The following is a 23447-nucleotide window of genomic DNA, read 5'->3' as shown; positions in this document are numbered from 1 at the left end:
CTATCTTCACCGGATCGAGACAATCATCCTAAACACCGTTATCTATAGAGAATTTATGAGAATTGTTGCGGTTACAGCTTGCCCGACCGGGATCGCCCATACTTACATGGCAGCTGCAGAGCTAAAGAAGGCGGCGCAGCCATTGGGTATCCAGATCATGGTTGAAACACAAGGCGCGATGGGGATAGAAAATCAGCTGAGCTTTCAGGATATTGGCCGAGCCGATGTAGTTCTGATTGCCTCCGACATCGAAATTGAACACCGTGCCCGCTTTACCGGCAGCAAGATCCATTGCGTTACCATTGAAGAAGTGCTGACCGATCCGGCGAGCGTGTTGCGCCGTTGCCAAGAACTTTGATTAAAACTCCTGACTAACAAGCTATGATTCAAGCGTTATGATCGAACGTCGTATCACCTTCATTATTGGTGATGAAGGTATTCCTTCCTGGAAACTCAATCAGCTGAAAACCTTGGCAGGGTACTTTCGTGCCGTGGTGGTGATGCAAAATGTCACTCGTTTGTGCCAGGCTAATGCCGAGCAGCCAGTTCGAATCATGAGCTTGGGTTGTATGCCGGGAGATCTGTGCCAGCTGGTTATTGAGGGCTCTGATGCCGAACTGGCCTACATGGTGCTAACTGACTTTGTCGCCGAGCAATTTCTGTTGGTGAAAACCAGTGGTAAGAAAAAGAACCGTAATGCCTGCAGTGTCGATAGCCGTGATAAGACCAATACGGCCTTTTATTTGCCGTTTGAACTGGTAATTTCAGCCCGTGATTTGTCAGTTAAGGAGTTAGGTCTCGTACAGTCAACAGAAGCAAAAGAGATGGTTCTGGCCCGGATTTGCCGGATGCTTAATCCGGCAAATCCGGACTTGTTGCTTCAGTTGATGCAAGAGCGTGAGCGCGTTTCGTCGACCTGCATGGGGAACGGAATTGCATTGCCTCATATCATGTCATCAGAAATCAAGCAGCCTGCAATGGCGCTTATTCAGTTACCGCAAGCCATTGAGTGGGGCTCAAATCGTGGGCCGGTGACGAGAGTGATCGCCATGGCCTTACCTTATCCTGCTCAGCGACCACATATCGAGGCGTTTGCGCATTTTTCACAGGCGTTATTGGCTCCCGAGTATTGTCGTTTGCTGACGGAAAATATTCAGGCCGAGGCGTTGAAAGCACTGTTGCTGCATACCTTATCTCGCCCGTTTACAGCGAACTGCGATACTCCGAAGGAGTAAGTCCTGTTTTGTTCTTAAATACCCGGTAGAAATAGTTCACATCTTGAAATCCGCATCGGGTAGCCACTTCGTGTAATCGGAAGGTGTATTTCTTTAGCATGAACTTGGCTCGTTCGATCCGTACCCAGGTAATATAATCGGCCAGTCGCATGTGTCCCTGTTGACGAAACAGGCGCGAGAGGTGATTGGGGCTGATATTGAATCGGGTGGCAATGCTGTCACGGCTGATTGCCCGGTGAAAGTTTTCCTGGATGTAAATGCAGATCCCCTGATAGAGATCCTCGCTACGCTTTTTAGTCGAATTTTCCGGAACCGAAAGCATGCTCTGGCAATAGCTCATCAGGGCCAATAGCAAGTGTTCGTCCATTGGTTGCTGGAGTGGTTCTTTGGACAGGGCATTAAGTGCAGACAGTATATGGTCAATCGCATGGCCGGTACGTGTCTGGATGCTGTGCTTTTGAATATCATGAAAGTTGGTTTGATCTTTTGCCTTACTAACCAAGCTAAAGCCTAGCTGGCGACGACCGAATAATAGACTCAATACTGAACAATCCGTATCCCAATTGGGCTTGTTCCAGCTGTTTGGCGGGATATAGAGCGCATCACCAGCCATGATTTTGACTTCTGTGATCCCAAGCTCCGGATCTTCCAGCTCGTTAATGTACTCACCGTTAATCACCAGTTCCAGGCGCGGGAAGTTAACCTGATAGCTAAACGGGGGCGGCGTGACCTGATCCCCGGCAAACCAAATGCGGTTGAAGTGCTCCCGTTCGGAAAGCAGGGTATCGATAAGGTCATGGAATACCTTGCCCATGGTAATGGTACCTCCTGGTGGGATTGGCTCAGCGAATAGGTTAGGTCATTGTCGGCATTATTATTCATTGTCCGGTGTAGAGTTACTACCCGTAAAATAGAATTGAATATTATCCGTGAGCTGGGTCACGTAAATTATCCGGTCGACCTCTTTTTCATGGTTACCACTGTCTAGTGTTCATTGTTTTTGACGTAATGGCAATTGGCGTTTTTGCTGTGAAAAATAGATAAATATGCCTTTAACTCATTAATTAATAAGGAATATCATGTCATTCCCATTAATGTTGAACTGAGGTTGGTGAGGTGAGGGTTAGATCACAAAATGGTTTTGATGTTACAAATATCCAGTAAATGCCTCTCTGGTACACTATAAGAGTGGAGCCGGATCGCTGAAAATATCCCCAACGGCAACACGAATGCTGAACTTAAAAGTATAAATACAGGGGGAACACTCATGATCACCAACTTGATTAATGAGCAGTTGATTTGCCTGAACCTTCAGGCGACGACCAAAGAAGAGGTTTTTGTCGAAATGATCGACTTGCTGCACAAGCAAGGCCGAGTGAACGACAAGGACCAGTTTTTAGCGGATATCCATGCACGTGAAGAGCTGGGGAACACCGGTTTTGAAGAAGGTGTTGCGCTGCCTCATGCCAAAAGTGGTGCGGTGTCCGAACCTGCGGTAGCGATTGGTATCAGTCGCAGCGGTATTGAATATGGCGCGGAAGACGGCCTGCCATCCAAACTTTTTTTCATGATTGCTTCTCCAGATGGCGGCGCAAATCACCATATTGAAGTGCTGGCCGAATTGTCTTCGAAGCTGATTGAAGACGGATTTATTGATGAATTTATGTCGGCGAAAAGCGCGCAGGAGGCACTTGGTCTGTTGCTGGCAAAAACAGAGCCGAGTGAAACAACTCCGGTAGCTGACAAAGGGTTGCTGATTGGTGTGACTGGCTGCCCTGCAGGTGTTGCCCATACTTACCTTGCTGCGGAGGCGTTGGAAAAAGCCGCTGCCGAGCTTGGTTATGAAATGAAAGTCGAAACCAATGGTTCGATTGGTGTAAAGAACAGCCCAACAGCCGAAGAAATCGAGCGCGCAGAAGCGATTATCGTCAGCTGCGACAAGCAAGTAGATATGACCCGGTTCGCAGGCAAAAAGCTGGTTAAAACCGGTGTGAAAGCGCCGATCAAAGATGGCAAGGGGCTCATCAACCAGGCTCTGCAGGCTGCGACTTACCAAGTTTCGGGAGAGGATGCGCCTGCACAGACTGAGAGCAAAGTCTCTCAGGCTCGTTCAGATTTATACCGCTATTTGATGAACGGGGTTTCGCATATGATCCCGTTCGTGGTTACCGGTGGTCTGCTTATTGCTTTGGCATTAGCCTTGGGAGGTCAGCCATCTGAAGCGGGAATGGCTATTCCTGAAGGCAGCATGTGGCAGAAAGTGCTCGATGTCGGTGTGGTGGCCTTTACGCTGATGATCCCTATCCTGGCCGGCTATATTGCCTACGCGATTGCCGACCGACCTGCATTGGCCCCGGGCCTGATTGGCGGCTGGATCGCTAATAACGGTTCGTTCTACGGTGCCGAGGCGGGTACCGGATTTATTGGTGCGATTGTGGCTGGTCTGCTGGTGGGCTACTTTGTTAAGTGGCTAGTGAGCATCAACTATCACAAGTTTATCCAGCCTTTGGTGCCAATCATGATTGCACCGATTGCAGGTAGCCTGTTTATCTCCAGCCTGTTCATCTTTGTTATCGGTGCCCCGATTGCCAGCTTGATGGATGGCTTGAACGCCATGCTAACCAGCATGAGCACAGGTAACGTGGTTCTGCTGGGTATCGTACTGGGTGGTATGGCTGGTTTCGATATGGGTGGTCCGTTCAACAAGGTGGCCTTCCTGTTCTCGGTCGGCATGATTGCCAGCGGTCAGACACAGTTCATGGGTGCGATGGCGTGTGCTATCCCGGTTGCACCGCTGGGTATGGGCCTGGCAACCATTATTGGTCGTAAACTTAACTTGTTCGAAGAGTCTGAACTTGAAGCCGGTAAAGCGGCAAGTGCCATGGGCTTGGTAGGTATCTCGGAAGGTGCGATTCCGTTTGCCGCGCAGGATCCGATGTCAGTGATCCCGGCCAACGTACTGGGCTCGATGGTAGCCGCAGTAATGGCATTCTCTTTCGGTATAACAAACAGCGTGGCGCACGGTGGTCCGGTTGTGGCCCTGCTGGGTGCGATGAATAAACCACTAATGGCTATCGTGTGTATGATTGCGGGCTCTGTGGTAACGGCACTGGTAGCAATTTCCCTGAAGAAAATGCGTCAGGCTAAAGCGCAGGCGGCTCTGGCCTAAGTCAAGATTCGCGTAAGTCAATAAAGAGAAAACAGATAAAAGTGTAATAAGAGCATGCCAGTACACTGAGTGATATGTACTTAACCCCCGTGCTGGCATGTACGCTCCCTTCTTTCCTCTCTTAATGGGGCAAGAAGGGCGTTTTTTATCTGGTAATTTACTCGGTATGAGTGCTCAACAATTGACAGACAAATCCCATTTCAAAATCATCAGATTCTGCTAAAATTTCGCGTTGCTTAATAGCGCTGTAAAATAGCGACTGATACTGATTCCATGAGTAATTGTACTGATGAAATCAGTATTTAACGTAAGGTAAAACAATGACCGTTTCCACATCTCCTTGTTTTTTCCGTATGCACAATGTTATCCAAGATTATGCATGGGGAAGCACGACATCCATTGAATCCCTGTTTGGGATTGCCAATCCTGAGGGTAATCCACAGGCAGAAATCTGGATGGGTGCTCATCCAAACGGTTGTTCCCAGATAGACGTTGAGGGTGAGACTACCCGCCTTGCTGATTTTATCGCAGCAGATAAAGCCGCGACAATTGGCGTGGAGACCGATGACCAGTTTGGTGAGCTTCCGTACCTGTTTAAGGTGCTGGCTGCCGAGAAAGCGCTGTCGATCCAGGTTCACCCAAGCAAGGCACAAGCCGAGGTTGGTTTTGCCAAAGAGCAAGACGCTGGCATTCCCCTGAGCGCTGGTCACCGTAATTACAAAGATCCTAATCACAAACCTGAGCTGGTCTATGCTTTGACGCCGTATCAGGCAATGAATGGCTTCCGCGAGATTGGTCAGATTGTTAGCCTGTTCCGTTGTCTGGACATTGCTGACTTGCTCGAGTTGGTTGTAGCACTGGAAGAAAACCAGAATGAAACCGGTTTGCGCCAGTTCTTCGAGGCAATGCTCTCGCTTCAGGGGGAAGTGAAAGAAACGGCTCTGGCTGGACTGTTGGCTTACGCCGAGCAGAATAAAGACGATGAACTGTTTGCTTTAATCTTGGAACTTGCCGGGCAGTACCCGGGCGATATTGGTCTGTTCTCGCCGCTAATGCTCAATGTGTTGACCCTACAGCCGGGTGAGGCAATGTTCCTGCATGCCTGTACGCCGCATGCGTATATCAATGGCACGGGCCTGGAGATCATGGCGAACTCTGATAACGTATTGAGAGCAGGACTAACGCCTAAGCACATGGACATTGCTGAGCTGGTCACAAGCACACGTTTTGTTTCTATGCCGGAAGATAAGTTACTTCTGGCTCCGGAGCACTCTGAAGGTGGTTTGCATTACCCGATCCCGGTTCCTGACTTTAAGTTCAGTGTGTATCACAATCAGCAGGATCTCACGTTGACGACTAGTAGCGCTGAAATTCTGTTTGCGATAGACGGGGCTGTGACTGTTGGACATGTGAACGGTGAGACTCTGACTATAGAGAAAGGGGAGTCTGTGTTTATTCCGACTTATGCTGACGGTTATACAGTAACTTCTACTGGACGATTTGCCCGCGCATACAATTGACTTTTAGAAGATTCTTAAATCAACGATTTAGTGCTTAGGTGCCAATAAAAGCCAGTCACAATGACTGGCTTTTTTCGTCTGTCATTCAGGCTTTTCTTACTGACTTACCCATACCGATACGGATCCACCGTTGACCGGGAAATACGCCCAGCCATCGCTATTGGTCCAGACACTTTCCGTTCTGTTCGAAAGGTGATCTTTGAATTCGGTACTTGGTTTACCGGCATACATCCATTTGCCGCCACCTGCTGCATCGGTCATGATAACAGCCATCGATTTAGGATGTTCAGCATTGCCTTCACGTGTCCAGCCGATGATGTTTGGATCATCCATGTAGCTGTGTTGTTTGCCGTACGCATAATTCTTCCTGGCTGTGATGAGCTCTTTTAAGTGTCGTACCGGGGCCATATTAATGTCGTGCCCCTTGTCGGAATATTGCGCGCCGTAATAATCGGCGTAGAAGACATTCGGGTATCCTTCCTCCCTTAGCAGGATGAAGGCGTAGGCTAGCGGTTTGAACCACCAGTCAACCGGTGACTCTAGTGCTTGTAGTGGCTGGGTATCATGGTTTTCAACAATTGTGACAGCCTTGACGGGGTTGTCTTTCATCAGGGTGCCATCCATCAGTCGTCTCATATCATAGTGACCGCCGGAACGTGATGCCTGATAAAAGTTCATGTGCAATGGTGCATCAAATAACGACATTGTACCCTGGGTTTTACTGATGAAGTTGTGCAGGTTGTTGACGTCATAGTTCCAATATTCACCGACGGTGAACAACTCTTTGCCCGTCTTGCCTCTGAGGTATTGGATCCACTCCTGTAAATACTGATATTTAATGTGCTTAACGGCATCTAGCCTAAAGCCATCGACGCCCGTCGTATTGAGATACCACTCTCCCCAGTCTTTAAGCTCCTGTTTTACTTCAGGATGGTCCATATCTAAATCGGCATACATGAGGTAATCATAATTGCCTTTCTCGGAGCTGACATCCCAGTCCCACGCCTTGCCGATGCCTTTAAATTTGAAGATGGCTTTCTCTTTACCGGCATCATCCCAGTCTACGCCGTCAAAGTGATACCACGTCCAGTGGAAACTTGAGTATTGGTCGTTTCTTCCCGGGAAGGTAAAGTCGACCCAGGCCTCGATCCATTTATCGCCTAGTTCTTTGTTTCTGTCATCCCAGTCGACCCTGACGGTATCAACCCAAAGCTTTTTGTCAGCGCCACCACGGTGGTTGAAAACAACGTCACCATAAATTTGAACATTGTTATTGTGTGCTTCGTTAATGGCTGCAAGGTATTGCGCCTTGGTGCCGTATTTGGTGCGTACCGATCCTTTTTGGTCGAATTCTCCAAGGTCATACATATCGTAAACCCCGTAACCAACATCGTTACTACCGCCTGCGCCCTTGTATGCAGGGGGCAGCCAAAGTGAGGTGATACCATTTTCAGAGAGTGAAGCGGCATTGTCTTTAACCTCGTTCCACAAGCTACCATCATTGCTGTTGTACCAATGGAAGTACTGCATCATGGTGCCGTTTTGTGATGCACAGGCGTCATGAATATTTAGCGATAGCAGTAGGGTCACGGATAGGGTGAGGCCGTGTTTTATCTTAAAGCATGTCATGTTCTATACCTTTGTTTTTTATTATTAACGTGCTTTATAGGCCATCGTTATTTCCTTGAATATATTGCCACGAGGAATACTTGATGGGGTATGCATTCTGTGAGGGACTTGAAAGCAAGCTTTTGATCTTAGTACAAATTTTGAACCGTCTGTTGTAGGGCTACAAAGCGTGATATCTGTGTGGAAGCTAGTCGTTCACTTTCTTGTCGTGAGCAAGCTTTGAGATATCACTCTGAATGTGGTTAAAATTCACCTCAAATAGATCTTGATCACACTTTTAAGCTCGTATATAGTTAATCTGTAACTTAATTACGGAATTGAGTTACAAAATTGAACTGTTAAGTGATAATGCTAACCAGTTTGAACTATTAGTTACAGATTAATACTAGGAGCTTAAAATGAAAAAACTACGTAACTTCATGTCACTGTTTTCAACTCAGCTTAACTTTGACCGTAGCCAGTTTGCGGTTCGTGCGAACAGTACATTTCAGCAATAGTATCCCGTTGTATTTCTACTGTTTCTGATTGAACACAGAAATAGTAAGCCGTCAGGTCAGTGAAAACTTGATTCAGTAAATGCCCAGCATAGAAGTGGGGGGTTTATGATCAAGGTTTTCATAGACTTGATGAAAAAGCTTTCTTTCCCCTATCTCAATTTCTCCTTTATCTGATCCCAGATAATCTATCCCCAGCTTCTGTTGATAACTCACGAAAGCCACGAGTTTAGGGTCGGTATAACTTTTACCGCTCAAAGTCTAAGTGGATAACGTTATGCCTTTAATAGGCTATGTTTGACCTAAGGTAAGAGGTCGTTATTCATGGTCTATCGCATATTGGCTGATCTGGTTGTTATCTTTCATCTCGTATTTATCGTCTTCGCGTTATTGGGTGGGTTGCTGGTGATCTGGCGAGGCTACCTGTTACTTTTTCATATTCCTGCCGCGCTGTGGGTTGCAGTGATCAGCTTCAAAGGGTGGATTTGCCCATTAACGCCGTTGGAAAACCGGTTAAGGTACTTAGCTGGTGGCGAGGGATATTCTGGAGGCTTTGTCGAACATTATTTGATCCCCATTATCTACCCGGTCGGGCTGCGTATTGATGTTCAGGTTGTACTGGGTGTTGTGGCTGTCGGGATCAATATTGCAATCTACTTGCTCGTCTATTATTGCTATATGAACAGGCGAGCTGGGTAGGGGAATGAAAAGTATATTGCTAACCGTTGTGGTGCTCTATGCACTTTTCGCTCTCACTTTCTGTTCCCTGCAACGGAAATTTCTGTATTTTCCTCAGCCTGCCAGCAATGTATATGGTGAGATGAATGTCAGCTTTGTCGTGGATGGGGTACAACTCAGTGGCTGGGCGTTAAACAAGGGCCAACCGAAGGCATTAATCTATTATGGCGGAAATGCCGAAAGCATCGAAGCGAACATCCCTTTCTTTGAGGCGGTAGTACCTGGTTATACCGTTTACCTTATCCCCTATCGAGGCTACGGCAGTAATGCCGGGAGCCCTACTGAACAGGTGCTATACAGTGATGCTGTTCATATTTATAAGACGGTAAAGAGTCAGCATGACTCGGTATCTTTGATGGGACGAAGTTTAGGCTCCGGTGTCGCAACATATGTAGCAGCAAACCGGCAGGTAGATATGCTTATTTTGGTGACCCCGTTCGACAGTATTGAGAACGTAGCAAAGGATATCTACTGGATGTTTCCTGTCTCTCTGATGATCAAAGACACATTTCGTTCAGCGGATCGAGTTAAGGATATAACGGCCCAAACCTACATCTTTATTGCCGAAAATGACCGGGTGATCCCCCGTGCCAGAACCGACCAGCTAATCGCTCATTTTGGCGATCAGCTGGTGGAGGTAGTTATTGTGACCAATGCAGGCCACAATACAATTTCTCAGTTCCCTGATTATGTATCAGGGCTTAAGCGGGCGCTGGACTAGCCTTCGGCATGTTCCGTAAGGGCTTTTTTTGAAGCCTCGACGTCAGGTGCAGCTTTTTCCGGTGTCACAACAAGAAACTGTTTGAGTAGCCTTTCACACTGACTTTGGCTCAAGTAACCCGGTACAGGGTAGGTACCATGGGCTTCGGCTAATGCCCGTTGACTGATAAGTGTTATATCTTCGGCCTTTAATTCAGGAAATCCATTCGGAATGTTGAGTTTTTTATTGAGCTCAACCACCGCATCAATGAACTCACTGCCGTTGTTTAGGCCTATGACATTCGCCAACTCTTCCAAGCGCGCCTTACAGTATGGATGCAACAAGCGTAGTACTTCGGGTAGTAGGATCGCGTTCGCCTGTCCGTGCGGGATATGGTACATACCGCCGAGCTGGTGGGCGATAGCGTGAACATAGCCTACAAATGCGCGGGTAAAGGCACAGCCAGCCTCATAAGATGCCATCGCCATTTGCTCTCGCGCTTCCAGATCTTGGCCATTGTTATAGGCTTTAGGTAGGAACTCGAAGATTTTCTCTATTGCCTGCCTGGCATATTTGTCACTCAGAGGCGTGTTATACGTACCGATGAATGCTTCTACTGCGTGGGTGAGTGCATCCATACCGGTTGCTGCTGTCATATCTTGCGGCAGCCCAATCATCAGCTTGGGATCGATGATTGCGTAATCAGGCAGCAATGCAGGATCGACGATCGCAAACTTTTGCCGTGCTGCTGGATCGGAAACAACTGCGGCGACAGTGGCTTCCGAGCCAGTGCCAGCCGTGGTTGGAATCGCAAGAAATGGCGGTAGTTTTCTTCTGATTTTGAGTTTTCCGGCCATGGTTCTCACTGGCCTGTCTCTGACCACTTTAGCTCCGATCACTTTGGCGCAATCGATGGGTGATCCACCGCCGAGGGCGATAATTGAATCGCAGTGAAACTGCTTATAGAAATCGGCACCGGTTGCCACTGTTGCAATTGTTGGGTCGGGCATCACTTGGTTGAAGATAGCGTAGTCGATGCCATGTTCATCCAGTGAGTTGCAAAGTGCAGGAATAATGGCTGCAGAACTGCTCCTGCCGGTGACAATCATGGCCTTCTTTGCCCCTGCTATTGCCATGAGCTCGCCCGCTTTATTGAGGCTGTTTATCCCAGCTTCAAGGTGAGGGAAGGGGATGGTGACGAGTTTGTTGAGCTGTTTGTTGACGCTTACCATTGCTTTATATATCAACATATCAAAATCCTTTTAAACAGACGTTTGAATTATAGGGAGTAAGCATATCTTTGTATTGGATCTGGTTCATATAATTGAGCAATGGCAATAACGAAAGTCACCTGGGCTCGATACAGTGCCAGAGGAGCTGGTTTTTATAATAATCATTGTCTGGTACTCATAAAAGCGTGACTAACCGCGCTGATTTTTATGCTGAATTGTTATATAAGATTTTGAAAGTAGAGTGTTTTTGAAATCAGTTAGTTTAGGCGTTATTTATAATGAAGTGTACAAGCTGCAAAGTCGGTGTTTTATCTCCAAGCTTTATTGATGATTTATTCCGTGCTCATACCTGCACGCATTGTGGTGGTAACTGGGTACTTGTTGAAGACTACGTGTCTTGGAAGGAAAACAACCCCGAGTTTAAATTCTCTGACAGTGTTACTTGTGAAGCCGAGGATACCGAGTCTGCGTTGCTTTGCCCGCAGTCGGGTAAAATTATGCGTAAGTTCCGTATCACATCGGATAGTGCTCACCGCCTAGACTATAGCGCCAGTGTTGGCGGTGTATGGCTGGACAAAGGTGAGTGGGACCTGATGAAAAAGAGTGGACTTGCCGGCTCATTGAATGCCGTGCTGACTGCTCAGTGGCAGAAGAACATCCGGATGAACACGGCTAAAGACAATTTTGCCGATCTGTATGCTGACAAGTTTGGCAAGGAATCTTATGAGAAGGTGAAAGAGATCCGCCAATGGCTCAGTGAGCAACCAAACAAGGCCGATCTGAGAGCCTATCTTTTGGCAGAAGACCCGTATTCGGCAGAGCGGTAACTTCGAGAAATATCTGTCTCGAACAGTTCCTTAATGAAACCACATATGGCAGTTGTACTATTATGTGGTTTCATTCCTTTCTAAAAGGCATTCTATGATTTTAATTACAGGTGCAAGTAGCGGCTTGGGCGCGGCATTGGCTCAGTTGTATAGCGCAGAAGGAAACCCGCTGGTACTGACTGCCCGTAATGAGCAGCGGCTTTCCTCCGTGGCTGATAATTTGCCGGGGCAAGTGCAGGCGGCACCGGTTGATCTTACCGTTCCGGAAAAAGTGGCTGAGTTATTCGACTCACTGGCTCAAGTGCCAGAGACTGTCATACACTGTGCAGGCAGCGGATATTTTGGGCCGATTGAAGAGCAGGAACCAAGCGAAATCAATAAGTTGATTGAGAATAACGTCACGTCTTCGGTTTTCTTGCTGCGCGAATTGGTTGCACGCTACCGTGAGCATAAGGTTAACGTGGTAGTGGTGATGTCGACGGCGGCACAGTTAGCCAAGGCGGGAGAGTCTACCTATTGTGCGGCTAAATGGGCAGTACGCGGGCTTGTAGAATCGGTACGCCTTGAGCTGAAGGGAAGCCCGATGAAACTGATTGCTGTTTACCCTGGCGGTATGGCGACAGATTTTTGGAAAACCAGTGGCAAAGCGCTTGATACATCCTCATTTATGACGGCGAAAGAAGCCGCAAAAATGCTTAAACAAGCGCTGGTGGGCACGGAGCATGGCTTTGTTTCGGATATTACGATCAACCGGAACTAGTTAGTGCGTTGATTTTAAAGTTATTTGCTGTTGCTGCATTGAGTCTCAACGATAGTTTTTGTGAGTAAGATCAAAATATCGCTGTACAAAAAATAAACAGCTGGTATTATCTTGGCCAGTTCTACAGAGAGTTATTGAATGCAACATCAAGTACAAGTTAAACCTTCAGCTACTTATACGCTGGCGTATAGTACCTATGTGTTTCCTTATATTTCTCGTAACATTAGATAATTCAATAGATTAGCATATCGCTTTTCGCGATTAATTCATGAATATATAAGGGGCATCATATGTCTAATTCAGCTACTGGTATCGTAAAATGGTTCAACGAAGAGAAAGGTTTTGGTTTCATCACGCAAGATAATGGTGGTGCCGATGTTTTTGTTCACTTCCGAGCAATCGCTTCGGAAGGTTTTAAAACACTGGCTGAAGGCCAGAAAGTTTCTTTTGACATTGAGCAAGGCCAGAAAGGTCTTCAAGCTGCAAATGTTGTAGCGCTATAAGTCTGAAAGCAAAGACAATAAAAGGTCGCCATTGGCCTGTCTCTTGATCACATCTCAAAGATCAAGAGACTGGGCTAACAGGTAACCTTCAAGGATGGTTTGCAACATGAACCATCCTTCCCACAGCCTTTCCCAGCCAACCCGGCCATTACGTTTTGAGTCATACCACCCCGCAAGCTTTCCGAGATTAATGTACGCCCAGTACAGGCTAGGGGCTTTCTTTGGCGGCTTTGATTTACTCTGTTTTGACCACAGGAGTTTCTACGCAAGTGGGCTTAATACCGTCTCACAGCTCTGTTTTTCTGCCTCTTCTTTGTTGAGTCCGAGGTAGCGCAGTTGGTGAAGCCGTACCGCGATGAAGGCTAGTACCACCACCATCCGCTCTAAGTTTTCCCTGCTCTGCATGGAGCGAACAACAAAGCGCTGATGGTTTGAGACCTTGTAGGTCAGGTACTCGATAATGTCAGCCTCCCGGTCACAGACCGAGATAATTCATTTCATGTCAGGACCGAGACGAGTTTTCATGGCACGTGAGGCACGCTCCCATTTATAGCTCTCTTTCTCTTCGTAAGACCGGCTTGCATGGCGTTGATTTTGCCCGTAGGCCTGAAGGTCTCTCGTCCAGCGTTCCTGCTCGATCAGCCCGACTACATGTTGCTCGGCCGGCGCAAACAGCAAGACGGAGTGCGCGTGCATGCCTCTGGAGCGCCTGTTCGATGCGGTATGCCCCATCTCCCCCCGCACTGTACGGTGGGTGAACTCAAGCGAGGTCGTGTCTTCAAGAGCGAGCAGGCAATCATAGCGCCTTGCCTGCTCGGCAGTTGCTGCGACCTTTATGAGTGAAGTTGGAACAGGTGAGCAGTTCCATATATGGTCTAGTGCTCATTGAATTACTCCTTAGTTAATTTAAACAAGAAGTCTTGACTCAATGGTTATCCGTGATACGTTGAAATTATGAACTGTTGCAATGCACCTATTGTATTGAATAAGAACCAAGTTGACGCTTGGTTTTTCTTGTTTTTGTCTCTATGTTTTATCGCAGTTCGAGAAAACTTCAAGAGCTGAACAGCAAAAAAATCCAGAAATATTATTCTGCTTTTTGAGCCATTGTGTAATCCAATTACACCGTTTCTAAAAATCTATCTTTCGGTTTTTACTGGATAATTTCACCACCCTGACTGTTTGCCAAGGCGGTGAATAAATCAGGTTTAGGTTTGAGCTTCGTTTGACTTACCTAAGCCTTTCATCAATACATCAACCCAGCAAAGCCTTTCGCAACAGCCTTATTAGTCAGTAGTTTCATCGCCATTTCGTTATGAACATCCATACTATCGATAATGGCATTGCTGATTGACTCAGGGAATTACCCTAACATCGCATTTTCTTTGGTGTTGCTGCGAAGCTGCTCCATTACTATTTCATTTTCTGACTCTACAAAGCACTGTTTACATTATTAGTAAAAGTTACGCACATACTCAACAATGCTCACTTGACTTGGTTTCGTATCATGATACGTTTTTTTGCTGCCGTAGTTTCATAAATGGAAATGGAAATGAAAAAAAAAATATTAGCTACTTCAGTGATTGCACTTTTGGCCGGTTGTGGCTCAGATAGTGACAGCTCTTCGCCGTCAACCCCTTCGCCGTTAACCCCTTCGCCGTCAACCCCTTCGCCGTCTGGCTATACGGTAACTGGCTTTGATGGATACCTTCAAAATGCGGTTGTTTACATCGATAAAGATGGTAGCAGTAGCTTTAGTGATGCCTCTGAGTTTGTTGGTTTAACCGATGAATCAGGTACATTAACGCTCGATGAAATGCCTTCTGAACAATTAGCTTTGCAAACGCTAGTTAGCGGAGAGCCTGCACAACAAGTGCTTGCTGGAATGGACAGTAAATATGAAGCGGTTTACACAACCGACTCAGATCGCCCTTCAATGCCACTCGATGCCGAATATACACTTCATACCACTGAAACTGCGGAAGTGATCTCGCCATTGACGGATCTTATAGTGCTAGAGATGAAGAAAAGCGGAACGGATGCAGATACCGCAATTGCCGTTGTTCAGGGAGCACTTGGGCTTGATTCGGATTCAGATCTATACGTTGACTTCGTTGATAACGGAGATGAAAAGCTTCATAAAACAGCCCAGATTTTGGTAGACTCTAAAGCTGAAAGCCCAATCGCTTATGAATTAGATCCAATCGAGTTCGCAACGGATACAAAAATAGCCGTTGACCAAATTCCAGCTGATAAATTATCCGACCCGAATTATCGCATGATCGTAGACGGTGATACGGGTACGAATGACACAATTCCAACTGGTTCAGATACTTACGTTAATCCTACGGTTTTTAACACCGTACAAGCTCAGTTTGATGCGTTAGATCTCACATACGGTTACTCTGTTGGGACGCCGATTACTTTATTCGAAGCAGACTTAACCGATCTATTCAAAGACTCGGATAATACAGGCAAGTTAACTAATTTCATTCATGTATCTAATACTGCTTCAAACTACGTCGTACTTGATAAGTACAATGAGAAAACAGGCCTCGTTGCTTATGTAACTAACGGGCAGATGCGCGTTGGCATGAACTCAACAGATGCCATTAAAGGCTCTGGCGATTACATCGTTGTTGTGCAGTACGAAGGAGAAGATTTAGATACAAGTAAAACGAAAGCTCTTTTTTCGTTTAGTATCAAAGTAGATGACTCAACCCCGCCTGTTTTGATTTCAAATGAAGCAAACTTAGCCCAAGCGAAAGTATATGATACACCGATGGTGGTCGGTATCGACATTGACCCAATTGAGTTAGACCTAAATAGTATTTTTAATTCACACGGAAAGGACATCGAATTCTCATTAATCCAAAATACGATGAATGGGCTAAACCTGTCTTTGAATGGTTCGATGCTAACGATTGACGGTGTGCCTTCTGCTGGTGCTGAAAAAGATGCATACGCACTAGAAGTCGTCGGTAAATCAGGTAGTGCGGAAACGACACTTTCATTGGATTTGCCTGAAATACTTCTTGTGCCAAATGATATTGCAACGATGGAAAACCAAGTTCTTTATCGTGCAGTATTGAATCTACACGCTGATATTCGTAAATGTGAAGCCATCCAACTTATCAACGGTCAAATCTATTCCATTCTTGGTGACAACAAGTCTGATTGTCCAACAGGTGTGCCAAGCGATATTAATGGTGACTTGGTAGGTAATTACAGCATTGAAAATGGCCGCTTACTTGCCTTCAGTGGGAAAGTTCCAGCGGATAATGCAACGCCTAGATACTTGCTCTCAACGTTAATAGCTAACGATTCAGATGACGGAAAAGTTACTCGTTATTTAGTGCAAGAAGGTATCACAGCAACACCAGAAACCTATTCTGTCGAGTTTTATGATAAAAAGCGCAATGTAGAGAAAATAGTAAAAGATCGCTCAGTCGGAAGTTGGGCTGAAAACTCAGTAGCGAGCTCAATTAATATTAATGGTGAGTATGTGACCACGTATTTGATGGCTAATTCTGGTTCTCGTATTTATCTTCAAATTGATGGTAACCCGGATATGTTCTGTAAAGATTTGGCGGGTCAGTATAGTCACTATGAAGTTGGAATTATGTCTAACAACGAGTTCCAATCGCTATCATATCAACCAATCTACGATGTGTGTGAAGAAGACTCATACAATCCAACAACCATTGATGTTGGAGTTGATTTGGGACTTGGTAATCAAAAATATGTTCACATCTTACATCCACACAGCACTTCAAATGCGCCTTATATACAGCGTGAGTGGATTGAGACTCGAGATTAATCTGTAGTCATTAGAAAATACTTAATAGCCTCTATGATTTAGAGGCTATTTTCATTGAATTTTCTTCTTCATCTGCTGAATCACCAAACCAGTGATAATCAATACCAAGCCAATCAAGGTGGTTGTGTGGATCTCTTCACCTGTGATGGTGGCGAGGAGCATCAATGAGATAAACGGTGAGGCAAAGATCAGATTGCTGATTTGACAGGGCGCGAGCATACTTTACTTAATTTATAATCCAAATAATACTTGCGCTCTGTAATCGTTACACCAACCAGCTTTTTTCAGTTTTTGTCTTTGACTTGTAGCGCCACACTCACATTGTTTGAGCATGTTCATGACGAAGCGTCTAAATAAGGTAATATTTTCCACAGCACCATCTAAACAGATTCGTGGACTGTCTTCTTTAAAAACAACATCTAAAACATAGTGTTAGCTGCTTTCGGTTCGCCAGTATTGGCGGATATAATGACCAAGCAGTTTGTGGCTGTGTGAAAGCGAACTGATATAATACGAGGTATCTACAGTACCTTTCCCATTGATCGTACGATGACGTTCTACTGCAATAATACTACGTATTGTTGGCCACTTTTCCGCGAGTTCCTGCGGCAGCTTTGCTTTGTGAGCTTACGGGAAGGTAGCTTGATTTAGAGGTATGGGCGGTTCCAGCCGGAGCCGGAACCTGTTAATCAGATATGAGGTTGGTAGTTCCAGGGGAGGAACCGTTCGGGGGCGGCCCTGACTTCGCTTTGCAGCCGCTGCAATGTATTAAAGTAATCCAGCACATTGATGCCTGCTCGGCAGTTGCTGCAAAGCCAGCTTCCGCAAGGTTTACCTCAACGCGTGGTTTCTTGTTGAGATCAATCAGGCAGATAAAGGTTCAAAAAAATCCCCCCGACTGAGTCGAGGGATTTGTGTAGGAAAGCCAGGCCATTGGCGGCTTTTTCTGTTTCTGGTCAATCTAACATCATGAAATAACAATGTTTCCTTCTAGTTTAGTCCTCTGTTCTCAAATCAATTTCATACCTGATAATCTCCAGTCCAGTTTTTAGCTGGTTCCGGCTGGTGGGCCCGGTCAGCGAAATCCGTATCGCCGCTGGGGGCGGGTATCGACCGACTGTAAACATTTCGGCCTCGCGCACGTGAACGCCTTTGTCCTGAAGCCGTTGGCTGAAACGGTAGCCGGTCAGAGGCTCGGGTAGGGGAATCCAGCTGTTGAAGCCCGGTACGACATTGTTACTGTGCTGAGGGAAGTACTGGTTCAGCAATCGGTGCCGGGCATTGAGTTCGAGGGCGATTTCCTTGTCGACGTGCTGCATAGCGCCATTGGTTAGCCATCGGCATACCAGATCTATCATGAGCGGACTGATATGCATACAATTTGCCCGCAGTGCTTTTTGCATTTCGCCTCGTAAAGAGAGTGGCACGATAAGGTAGCCGACCCGCAAACCGCCTGCGAAATACTTGGAGAAACTCCCGACATATAACGTGATATCAGGAGCGATGGCTACAAGTGGTGTTTTACGGTGGCTTGGCGGGCAGTAAAGGACATCATCTTCGATGATCAGAACATGGTGGCGGCGACAGATTTCAATGATTTTCAAGCGACGGCTGTCACTCGTCTGTATCCCTGTCGGGTTTTGAACCGCAGGGGTCAGGTAGAGCAGTCGAGGCTTGTGGCGTTTGCAGTGAAGTTCTAAATCTTCAGGAATGATCCCCATTTCATCAAACTGAACGGGCACCAGTTTGCGCTCGGATTGCTGGCAGGTATGGACGAATTCGGCGTAACACAATCCTTCGACCAATATGGTTTCTTTTGGGCGCGTTAATGCGTGAACAATAATCGCTAAGCTATGTTGCCCGCCGTATGTCCAGATAAGACGACGATTATCAATATCGCATTGTAGGCGCTTTGTGAGCCATTGCTGCAAGGTGTGGTTATGCCCTTTTAATCCTTCAGCACTGTAATAATCCAGAACGGCTTTTTGTGCCGTCGGTTCATCGGACAGATCTTGTAAAATAGCGGAAAGATGCTGTTGCTGGCTTAATAACAGTGGTCGGCAAATGGCAAGATCGATGCCCTCACGGTTTGTGATCGGGTGGTAGAAGGTGTCTTGTTCTGCTTGCCGGTCTTTGACATAGGTACCGCTGCCGACCTTGGGCTCTATTAGTCCTCGTCGCTCAAGCTCTTGATAGGCACGAGTGATTGTCCCTACCGTAACCCCCAGTCGGTACGACAGAATTCGCTGCGGCGGGAGCTTGGTGTTTGCCTTTATTTCATTGCTTTCTATAGCTTCGGCAAATGAGTCGGCCAGGGCGATGAACTTGGGGCCGGAGCGGCCAGAGAGATCGGGAATGAACATTGTCACCTTCTTTAGGGGTACATTTACCTGTTGAATACAGGATAGATAAGGGCTGCGAGAAGGAAATAAAAGAATTGTCATGGTGACGCATAAACAATAGGCATTAACGCGATCCTCTCGTTACGCTGAGTACATTGAGTGACACAGTGTGAAGGATAATAAGATGGATTCTGTATGGGAGTTGCTGCCAGCAATGAGTTTGTTTGCGTTTGTTACCGCGATGACACCGGGACCGAATAATTTTTTGCTGGCGAGTTCAGGGGCGCAATTTGGTATCCGTCAGTCAATGAAGCATCTTGTCGGGATTCGGTTTGGCATTGTTTGTTTATTGCTACTGTGTGCGGGGGGAGTTGCAATTGCGCTGGAACAACACCCGACGTTATATCGCACATTACGTTACCTGGGGTTGGGGTACATGTTGTGGTTGGTAGCAAAATTGATAGTGCTCAATAGCGTGGCGAATAGTCAGGAAGGAGGGCGCCCCTTGTCTTTCCTGCAGGCAATGTTTTTTCAGCTCGGCAATGTTAAAGCGTGGATGGCTTGCTTGGCATTGGTTACCAGCTATAGCTTACCCGGTAACTATTGGCTCTCTGTTTTTATGATTATTATTGTGTTCACGGTATTTGGTTTTTTTGCCAATAGCTGTTGGGCACTGCTCGGGCGCTGGATAAAAACTCACTTAGACACCCCTGGAAAACAACGTGTTTTCAACCTTGGCATCGGTTTGCTGACGATTGTTTCGCTTGCTCCGGCCTTCACGGCTGGCGTATAGAGTGGTTAATGACTGTCTAAATTCGCGATAACTGTTTGAAGGTTCGGCAGTTGGAAAATATATGCAAAATTAGACCTTTACAAGCTTAAGTTAGCTNTGGTTAATGACTGTCTAAATTCGCGATAACTGTTTGAAGGTTCGGCAGTTGGAAAATATATGCAAAATTAGACCTTTACAAGCTTAAGTTAGCTCCGTATCATTCGCCGCACTTACGGAGAGATGGCTGAGTGGTTGAAAGCACCGGTCTTGAAAACCGGCATACGTTTGTAGCGTATCTAGGGTTCAAATCCCTATCTCTCCGCCACATTCAAGAAAACCGCTGATAATTCAGCGGTTTTTTATACCTAAAATCGAGGGTTCAAATCCGCAATTCCCTCGAAGCACTCCGCCACATTAGAAGGCCCAGCAGAAAATGCTGGGCTTTGTCGTTTAGGGTGTTTAATTTTGATAGGGATTTGAAAATCCCCCTATACCTAGAGCGCTCCGCCGCATTCAAGAAAACCGCTGAACTATCAGCGGTTTTTTTTCGCGTAAATTTTGTAATTTGAGATAGGGTGCAGAAACCTAGAGGGGCGGACGGCCAGTCTTCACCTGAGCGAAGCGAAAGCACATCGGCTCTGCCGATAGCCCGAAGGGCGCGAGATTGCGAGCAGTAAATCCCTATCTCTCCGCCACATTCAAGAAAACCGCTGAACTATCAGCGGTTTTTTTAGGGCAAGACACAAGCTTCATCTGGAATTACATACCGTTTCATAGTTACTTACCACAGCCATTCATGCTGTGGTAAGTATAGGAACCTAATTGAGGAAGTGCCCTAGCTATTTAGTGAAAAGTAAATACCTAGGGATAGATGAAGTTTAGTGCTTATTTGGCATCATAGAGATAGGCACTTGCTTGTAATAGAACGACGATCATAGCCTCTCGTAGATCTTCTAAATTGTCATAATCTGATTTTAAGAACAAAAGGCCTATGCGATCACCTACATAAATGGTTCCGCATGTTTTAAATCTACTTTCTGTTGATATCTTTATTCGGCTGTAAGGGTCTTCGAGGATACGAGTGATCTGCTTCTTGGTTAGCGAATAAAGCTTACTCACTGTAGCTTTCTGCTTGTTATACACTTCGGCCACCAGTTCGTTACTTTTCACCTTGTAAGTCGTCACTGTGGATGTGTTCATCAGAACAAACCCCGAGTGACCAACAATGATGTTGTCATGCTCTTCTCGGTATACGCATAGTGTATGGGTTAGCGTATCTGGTTCATACTCTTCAATTTTATTTCGATTGCCCCAACCCGTTAACCCAAGTCCACGGTGCAGTCTAACCACTTCCCACCTGTTAACGACTTTGTAAGCTTCTACTGGGTATGCTGCCACATCTTCTTTTGATGCTAAATGATAGCTGAATGGGTAGAATCCACTGTCATCGCCCAACACCTTTATAAAACGTGGATGGTCTGCGATTTCATTACGGCGATCTAGAAACTCTGCAAACTTGTACAAGCCATCTAGTATTGAGTGAGTTTCTTCATGAATATATTCCTCGATTTCTACAGTGACTTGTTCATTTAAGAAAGACTCTATGTCTGACAGACATTGTCGCTGTTTTTGTTGAAGCTCATGAATCGCATTGGTTGCCATCCCACAAAATTGCTCAATATAACTCAAAAATCCAATTTGACGGCTGAACTCTTTGCGTCTGTCTTCAAACTTAGCCAGCAGTGCTTTTTGGTTCAACAGCTCTTGGCTAATGACATCAAGTTTTCTCTCACATTCCGCGTGTTCTTTGAGTGAGTGTTTTAGCGCTACCTGATCATCACTTAGTTTACTCTCGATGATGTCTAATTCTTGCTCATAAGAACTGAGCTGCTTTTTGAGCGAGGCCATTGCAGCACTAATACCGCCAAATACAACCGGCATAAAGAACAAGGACCACTTAGATACTTTCAGTTTTTTAATCGCTTTCTGCTTGCTCTTAATTTTATCTTTGAGCTGTTTGATTCGTTTACTGGCATCGGCTTTGAACTGCTTGGTATCTTTTTCATATTTAACGCATTTTTTTAAAATTCCGTTAAGTTCAATAAAGTCGGACTCAATTTCTTTTAATCGTTCATCAGTACCACCAGCCAACTTAATTATGGCTTCTAAATCACTTTGGTTGTATTCGTTGATTGTACGCACATAATTCAGATAGCTTTTTGCAACCACTTTTATGTATATGAGGTTATTAGATACTTCACTCATCGATATTTTAAATTCAGAGAGTGGCTTATCATTTGAAGCTTTGACAAGTTCCATCAAAGCGACCAAAGTTTTTTGGGTTATTTGGGTGTAAGAATTCATATTTACTCCTTAGCAAATACAAAAAAGCGAAGTAGTTCACTTCGCCTATGTACAGAAAAAGTTAGTTAGCGGCAGTTAAAACATTACGCTCATCATCCAGCTCTTGTAGTCGAGCATCTTTTTGTACTAACTCAGATTTAGCACCATCAATAATGCCGTTAGCCAGTTCTTTGACCATGCTGTGCGATTCGGAAATGCTAGGTGCTAAGGCAATATTCGTAACAATGCTTGCGTGTGTTGCCAAGCAAGCTTTCTGATACTTGTTGCAAATATCAGAGAGAGCTTTCCATTTTGCCAAGTCGTGAATAGCATGAGATCGGAATTCTTCGTCTGTTTCGTAGAACTCTTTACGCTCATCGATATCCATCATTTCTTTGAGTTCTTTAATGAGATCTTTAACCTCAGATTTAGACATGTATTTACAATACTCACCCATCGAGGACCAGAACAAACTCAGAGTTGAGAGTGAAGCGACAATTTGCGCTAGGGCGCGAATTGCTAAGGCTAAAGACATAACAGCAGTTTCAGCGTAGTTTTTCTGCAATTCACTGTTTTTTAGAGACTCAGTGAGTTGAACAAGTTTAACCGTCGCATCGCGCTGTTCTCGCTCTAACTCATGTTTACAGTTGAGGATTATCATCTTCTCATTAGCGATGCTGGTGGCTTCATCAATCGCTTTGCTATGAACATCATCTGCACTCTTAGAAAGAGCTTCCAAAGCGCTAATAGCGGCGTTTAGCTTGTCAACACTTTTAGAGTACGCCTCTCTTGCTTTATCAAGCGTTTTCTTCGCAGCCTCGATCTCAACATCTTTATCTTTTATATCAGTATCATTTTTTTCTTTTTCAGTACCTTCCGCGGATGCTGATTGATCGACAAGTTTAGCTCTATCATCAACCAAGGAATCATGTTTCTTTTGGCAATCGTCCAACTCTTTTTTCGCTGCTTCAACTTCCGTTTCAGCATCTACTTTTGCAGTCTCTTTCTCTAGGCGCTCTTTAGTTGATGCTGCCACAGAGTCATCGGCTTTATCACCCGAAGACTGGCTGGGTATTGCGGGTTGCGCTGCACCACCAGAAGTTGTTGTATAAGCGTTAAAGCCACTACTTGCCGCTTCTAATACCCCTTTGACAATAGAAGAGATAAAAGCACGTTTGTTAGCTGATTCTTCACGCTTAATCGCACTTTGATAATCATCGTTGATACTTTTAACTGCATCAATCAATAATTGCTGTTTGCTTTCAAGCGATTTCATCATTGACTGCGTATTCCGGCGATTGTGATCTAGGATTCCGTTTTTTTTCGATCACCTTTTTACCCTCTTTTTCTCTACCCTTATTTT

General features: G+C 45.7%; 17 protein-coding genes, 1 tRNA gene and 3 pseudogenes. 12 read left to right on the top strand and 9 right to left on the bottom strand.

Going from position 1 to position 23447, the window contains the following annotated elements:
* Window positions 1-55 precede the first annotated feature (55 nt).
* Together BIT28_RS20010 and BIT28_RS20005 are read left to right on the top strand one after the other, a co-directional pair.
* The gene (locus BIT28_RS20010; RefSeq protein WP_075766716.1) at window positions 56-358 is read left to right on the top strand and encodes a PTS fructose transporter subunit IIB; all 303 of its coding nucleotides are present in this window, start codon (window positions 56-58) and stop codon (window positions 356-358) included.
* Window positions 359-395: 37 nt separating this feature from the next.
* Complete coding sequence (locus BIT28_RS20005; protein ID WP_075766715.1) at window positions 396-1235, top strand: PTS sugar transporter subunit IIA; 840 nt, start codon at window positions 396-398, stop codon at window positions 1233-1235.
* Here BIT28_RS20005 and BIT28_RS20000 read toward each other — a convergent pair.
* Window positions 1204-2049, bottom strand: a complete 846-nt coding sequence (locus tag BIT28_RS20000) for an AraC family transcriptional regulator (RefSeq protein ID WP_075766714.1) — start codon at window positions 2047-2049, stop codon at window positions 1204-1206. The genes BIT28_RS20005 and BIT28_RS20000 overlap by 32 nt on opposite strands.
* Before the next feature lie 453 nt (window positions 2050-2502).
* Here BIT28_RS20000 and BIT28_RS19995 point away from each other — a divergent pair, with 453 nt between their 5' ends.
* Entirely contained in the window at window positions 2503-4404 is a 1902-nt protein-coding gene (locus BIT28_RS19995; RefSeq protein ID WP_075766713.1) for a PTS fructose transporter subunit IIABC, read from the top strand.
* Window positions 4405-4724: 320 nt separating this feature from the next.
* Window positions 4725-5924 carry a mannose-6-phosphate isomerase, class I gene (gene manA, locus BIT28_RS19990; RefSeq protein WP_075766712.1) on the top strand — a complete coding sequence of 400 codons (1200 nt, stop codon included), beginning with the start codon at window positions 4725-4727 and terminating at the stop codon, window positions 5922-5924.
* Window positions 5925-6020: 96 nt separating this feature from the next.
* Here the strand turns inward: manA and amyS are convergent, their stop codons facing one another.
* Entirely contained in the window at window positions 6021-7553 is a 1533-nt protein-coding gene (gene amyS, locus BIT28_RS19985; protein ID WP_075766711.1) for an alpha-amylase, read from the bottom strand.
* Between the two features lie 818 nt (window positions 7554-8371).
* Between amyS and BIT28_RS19980 the strand changes: the two genes are divergently transcribed.
* The gene (locus tag BIT28_RS19980) at window positions 8372-8746 is read left to right on the top strand and encodes a DUF2784 domain-containing protein (RefSeq protein WP_075766710.1); all 375 of its coding nucleotides are present in this window, start codon (window positions 8372-8374) and stop codon (window positions 8744-8746) included.
* Between the two features lie 4 nt (window positions 8747-8750).
* Complete coding sequence (locus BIT28_RS19975) at window positions 8751-9506, top strand: alpha/beta hydrolase (protein ID WP_075766709.1); 756 nt, start codon at window positions 8751-8753, stop codon at window positions 9504-9506.
* On the opposite strand, the gene BIT28_RS19970 is transcribed toward BIT28_RS19975, so the two are convergent.
* On the bottom strand, window positions 9503-10735 hold the full coding sequence (locus tag BIT28_RS19970; RefSeq protein ID WP_075766708.1) for an iron-containing alcohol dehydrogenase: 1233 nt from the start codon (window positions 10733-10735) through the stop codon (window positions 9503-9505). The genes BIT28_RS19975 and BIT28_RS19970 overlap by 4 nt on opposite strands.
* 260 nt (window positions 10736-10995) lie before the next feature.
* Between BIT28_RS19970 and BIT28_RS19965 the strand changes: the two genes are divergently transcribed.
* The 3 genes from BIT28_RS19965 (at window position 10996) to cspE (ending at window position 12807) form a co-directional block, all read left to right on the top strand.
* Complete coding sequence (locus BIT28_RS19965; RefSeq protein ID WP_075766707.1) at window positions 10996-11544, top strand: zf-TFIIB domain-containing protein; 549 nt, start codon at window positions 10996-10998, stop codon at window positions 11542-11544.
* 94 nt (window positions 11545-11638) lie between these two features.
* Window positions 11639-12304 (top strand): SDR family NAD(P)-dependent oxidoreductase, encoded by a 666-nt coding sequence (locus tag BIT28_RS19960; protein WP_075766706.1) that lies wholly within the window; start codon window positions 11639-11641, stop codon window positions 12302-12304.
* Window positions 12305-12594: 290 nt separating this feature from the next.
* Window positions 12595-12807: a transcription antiterminator/RNA stability regulator CspE gene (gene cspE / locus BIT28_RS19955; RefSeq protein ID WP_075766705.1), complete on the top strand. Its 213-nt coding sequence runs from the start codon at window positions 12595-12597 to the stop codon at window positions 12805-12807.
* 54 nt (window positions 12808-12861) lie between these two features.
* On the opposite strand, the pseudogene BIT28_RS29045 reads toward cspE, so the two are convergent.
* A pseudogene (locus tag BIT28_RS29045) lies at window positions 12862-13632 on the bottom strand (IS4 family transposase); the annotation flags it as partial.
* 727 nt (window positions 13633-14359) lie between these two features.
* Between BIT28_RS29045 and BIT28_RS19935 the strand changes: the two are divergent.
* The gene (locus BIT28_RS19935) at window positions 14360-16627 is read left to right on the top strand and encodes a hypothetical protein (protein ID WP_075766703.1); all 2268 of its coding nucleotides are present in this window, start codon (window positions 14360-14362) and stop codon (window positions 16625-16627) included.
* A gap of 51 nt (window positions 16628-16678) precedes the next feature.
* Here the strand turns inward: BIT28_RS19935 and BIT28_RS29355 are convergent.
* From BIT28_RS29355 to BIT28_RS19925, 3 genes and pseudogenes are all read right to left on the bottom strand, one after another.
* A pseudogene (locus BIT28_RS29355) lies at window positions 16679-16831 on the bottom strand (DMT family transporter); the annotation flags it as partial.
* Between the two features lie 27 nt (window positions 16832-16858).
* Window positions 16859-17248: pseudogene (locus BIT28_RS19930) on the bottom strand (ISAs1 family transposase); the annotation flags it as partial.
* 374 nt (window positions 17249-17622) lie between these two features.
* On the bottom strand, window positions 17623-18990 hold the full coding sequence (locus BIT28_RS19925) for an aminotransferase-like domain-containing protein (RefSeq protein ID WP_075766702.1): 1368 nt from the start codon (window positions 18988-18990) through the stop codon (window positions 17623-17625).
* Between the two features lie 163 nt (window positions 18991-19153).
* On the opposite strand from BIT28_RS19925, the gene BIT28_RS19920 reads away from it, so the two are divergent.
* Window positions 19154-19762, top strand: a complete 609-nt coding sequence (locus tag BIT28_RS19920) for a LysE family translocator (protein WP_075766701.1) — start codon at window positions 19154-19156, stop codon at window positions 19760-19762.
* A 213-nt stretch (window positions 19763-19975) separates the two neighbouring features.
* Window positions 19976-20066 (top strand) — tRNA-Ser (locus BIT28_RS19915).
* 560 nt (window positions 20067-20626) lie between these two features.
* On the opposite strand, the gene BIT28_RS19910 is transcribed toward BIT28_RS19915, so the two are convergent.
* Window positions 20627-22105 (bottom strand): coiled-coil domain-containing protein, encoded by a 1479-nt coding sequence (locus BIT28_RS19910; protein WP_075766700.1) that lies wholly within the window; start codon window positions 22103-22105, stop codon window positions 20627-20629.
* Window positions 22106-22166: 61 nt separating this feature from the next.
* Complete coding sequence (locus tag BIT28_RS19905; protein ID WP_139310494.1) at window positions 22167-23363, bottom strand: hypothetical protein; 1197 nt, start codon at window positions 23361-23363, stop codon at window positions 22167-22169.
* Window positions 23364-23447 lie beyond the last annotated feature (84 nt).

The sequence above is a fragment of the Photobacterium proteolyticum genome (assembly GCF_001939735.1).
Classification (GTDB): Bacteria; Pseudomonadota; Gammaproteobacteria; order Enterobacterales; family Vibrionaceae; genus Photobacterium; species Photobacterium proteolyticum.
This window is presented reverse-complemented; position numbering and strand designations above follow the sequence as displayed.

Bases quoted from the DNA above. Each gene is read 5' to 3' on its own strand.
- BIT28_RS20010 (WP_075766716.1), top strand. From the start codon at position 56: ATGAGAATTGTTGCGGTTACAGCTTGCCCGACCGGGATCGCCCATACT.
- BIT28_RS20005 (WP_075766715.1), top strand. From the start codon at position 396: ATGATCGAACGTCGTATCACCTTCATTATTGGTGATGAAGGTATTCCT.
- BIT28_RS20000 (WP_075766714.1), bottom strand. From the start codon at position 2,049: ATGGGCAAGGTATTCCATGACCTTATCGATACCCTGCTTTCCGAACGG.
- BIT28_RS19995 (WP_075766713.1), top strand. From the start codon at position 2,503: ATGATCACCAACTTGATTAATGAGCAGTTGATTTGCCTGAACCTTCAG.
- manA (WP_075766712.1), top strand. From the start codon at position 4,725: ATGACCGTTTCCACATCTCCTTGTTTTTTCCGTATGCACAATGTTATC.
- amyS (WP_075766711.1), bottom strand. From the start codon at position 7,553: ATGACATGCTTTAAGATAAAACACGGCCTCACCCTATCCGTGACCCTA.
- BIT28_RS19980 (WP_075766710.1), top strand. From the start codon at position 8,372: ATGGTCTATCGCATATTGGCTGATCTGGTTGTTATCTTTCATCTCGTA.
- BIT28_RS19975 (WP_075766709.1), top strand. From the start codon at position 8,751: ATGAAAAGTATATTGCTAACCGTTGTGGTGCTCTATGCACTTTTCGCT.
- BIT28_RS19970 (WP_075766708.1), bottom strand. From the start codon at position 10,735: ATGTTGATATATAAAGCAATGGTAAGCGTCAACAAACAGCTCAACAAA.
- BIT28_RS19965 (WP_075766707.1), top strand. From the start codon at position 10,996: ATGAAGTGTACAAGCTGCAAAGTCGGTGTTTTATCTCCAAGCTTTATT.
- BIT28_RS19960 (WP_075766706.1), top strand. From the start codon at position 11,639: ATGATTTTAATTACAGGTGCAAGTAGCGGCTTGGGCGCGGCATTGGCT.
- cspE (WP_075766705.1), top strand. From the start codon at position 12,595: ATGTCTAATTCAGCTACTGGTATCGTAAAATGGTTCAACGAAGAGAAA.
- BIT28_RS19935 (WP_075766703.1), top strand. From the start codon at position 14,360: ATGAAAAAAAAAATATTAGCTACTTCAGTGATTGCACTTTTGGCCGGT.
- BIT28_RS19925 (WP_075766702.1), bottom strand. From the start codon at position 18,990: ATGTTCATTCCCGATCTCTCTGGCCGCTCCGGCCCCAAGTTCATCGCC.
- BIT28_RS19920 (WP_075766701.1), top strand. From the start codon at position 19,154: ATGGATTCTGTATGGGAGTTGCTGCCAGCAATGAGTTTGTTTGCGTTT.
- BIT28_RS19910 (WP_075766700.1), bottom strand. From the start codon at position 22,105: ATGAATTCTTACACCCAAATAACCCAAAAAACTTTGGTCGCTTTGATG.
- BIT28_RS19905 (WP_139310494.1), bottom strand. From the start codon at position 23,363: ATGATGAAATCGCTTGAAAGCAAACAGCAATTATTGATTGATGCAGTT.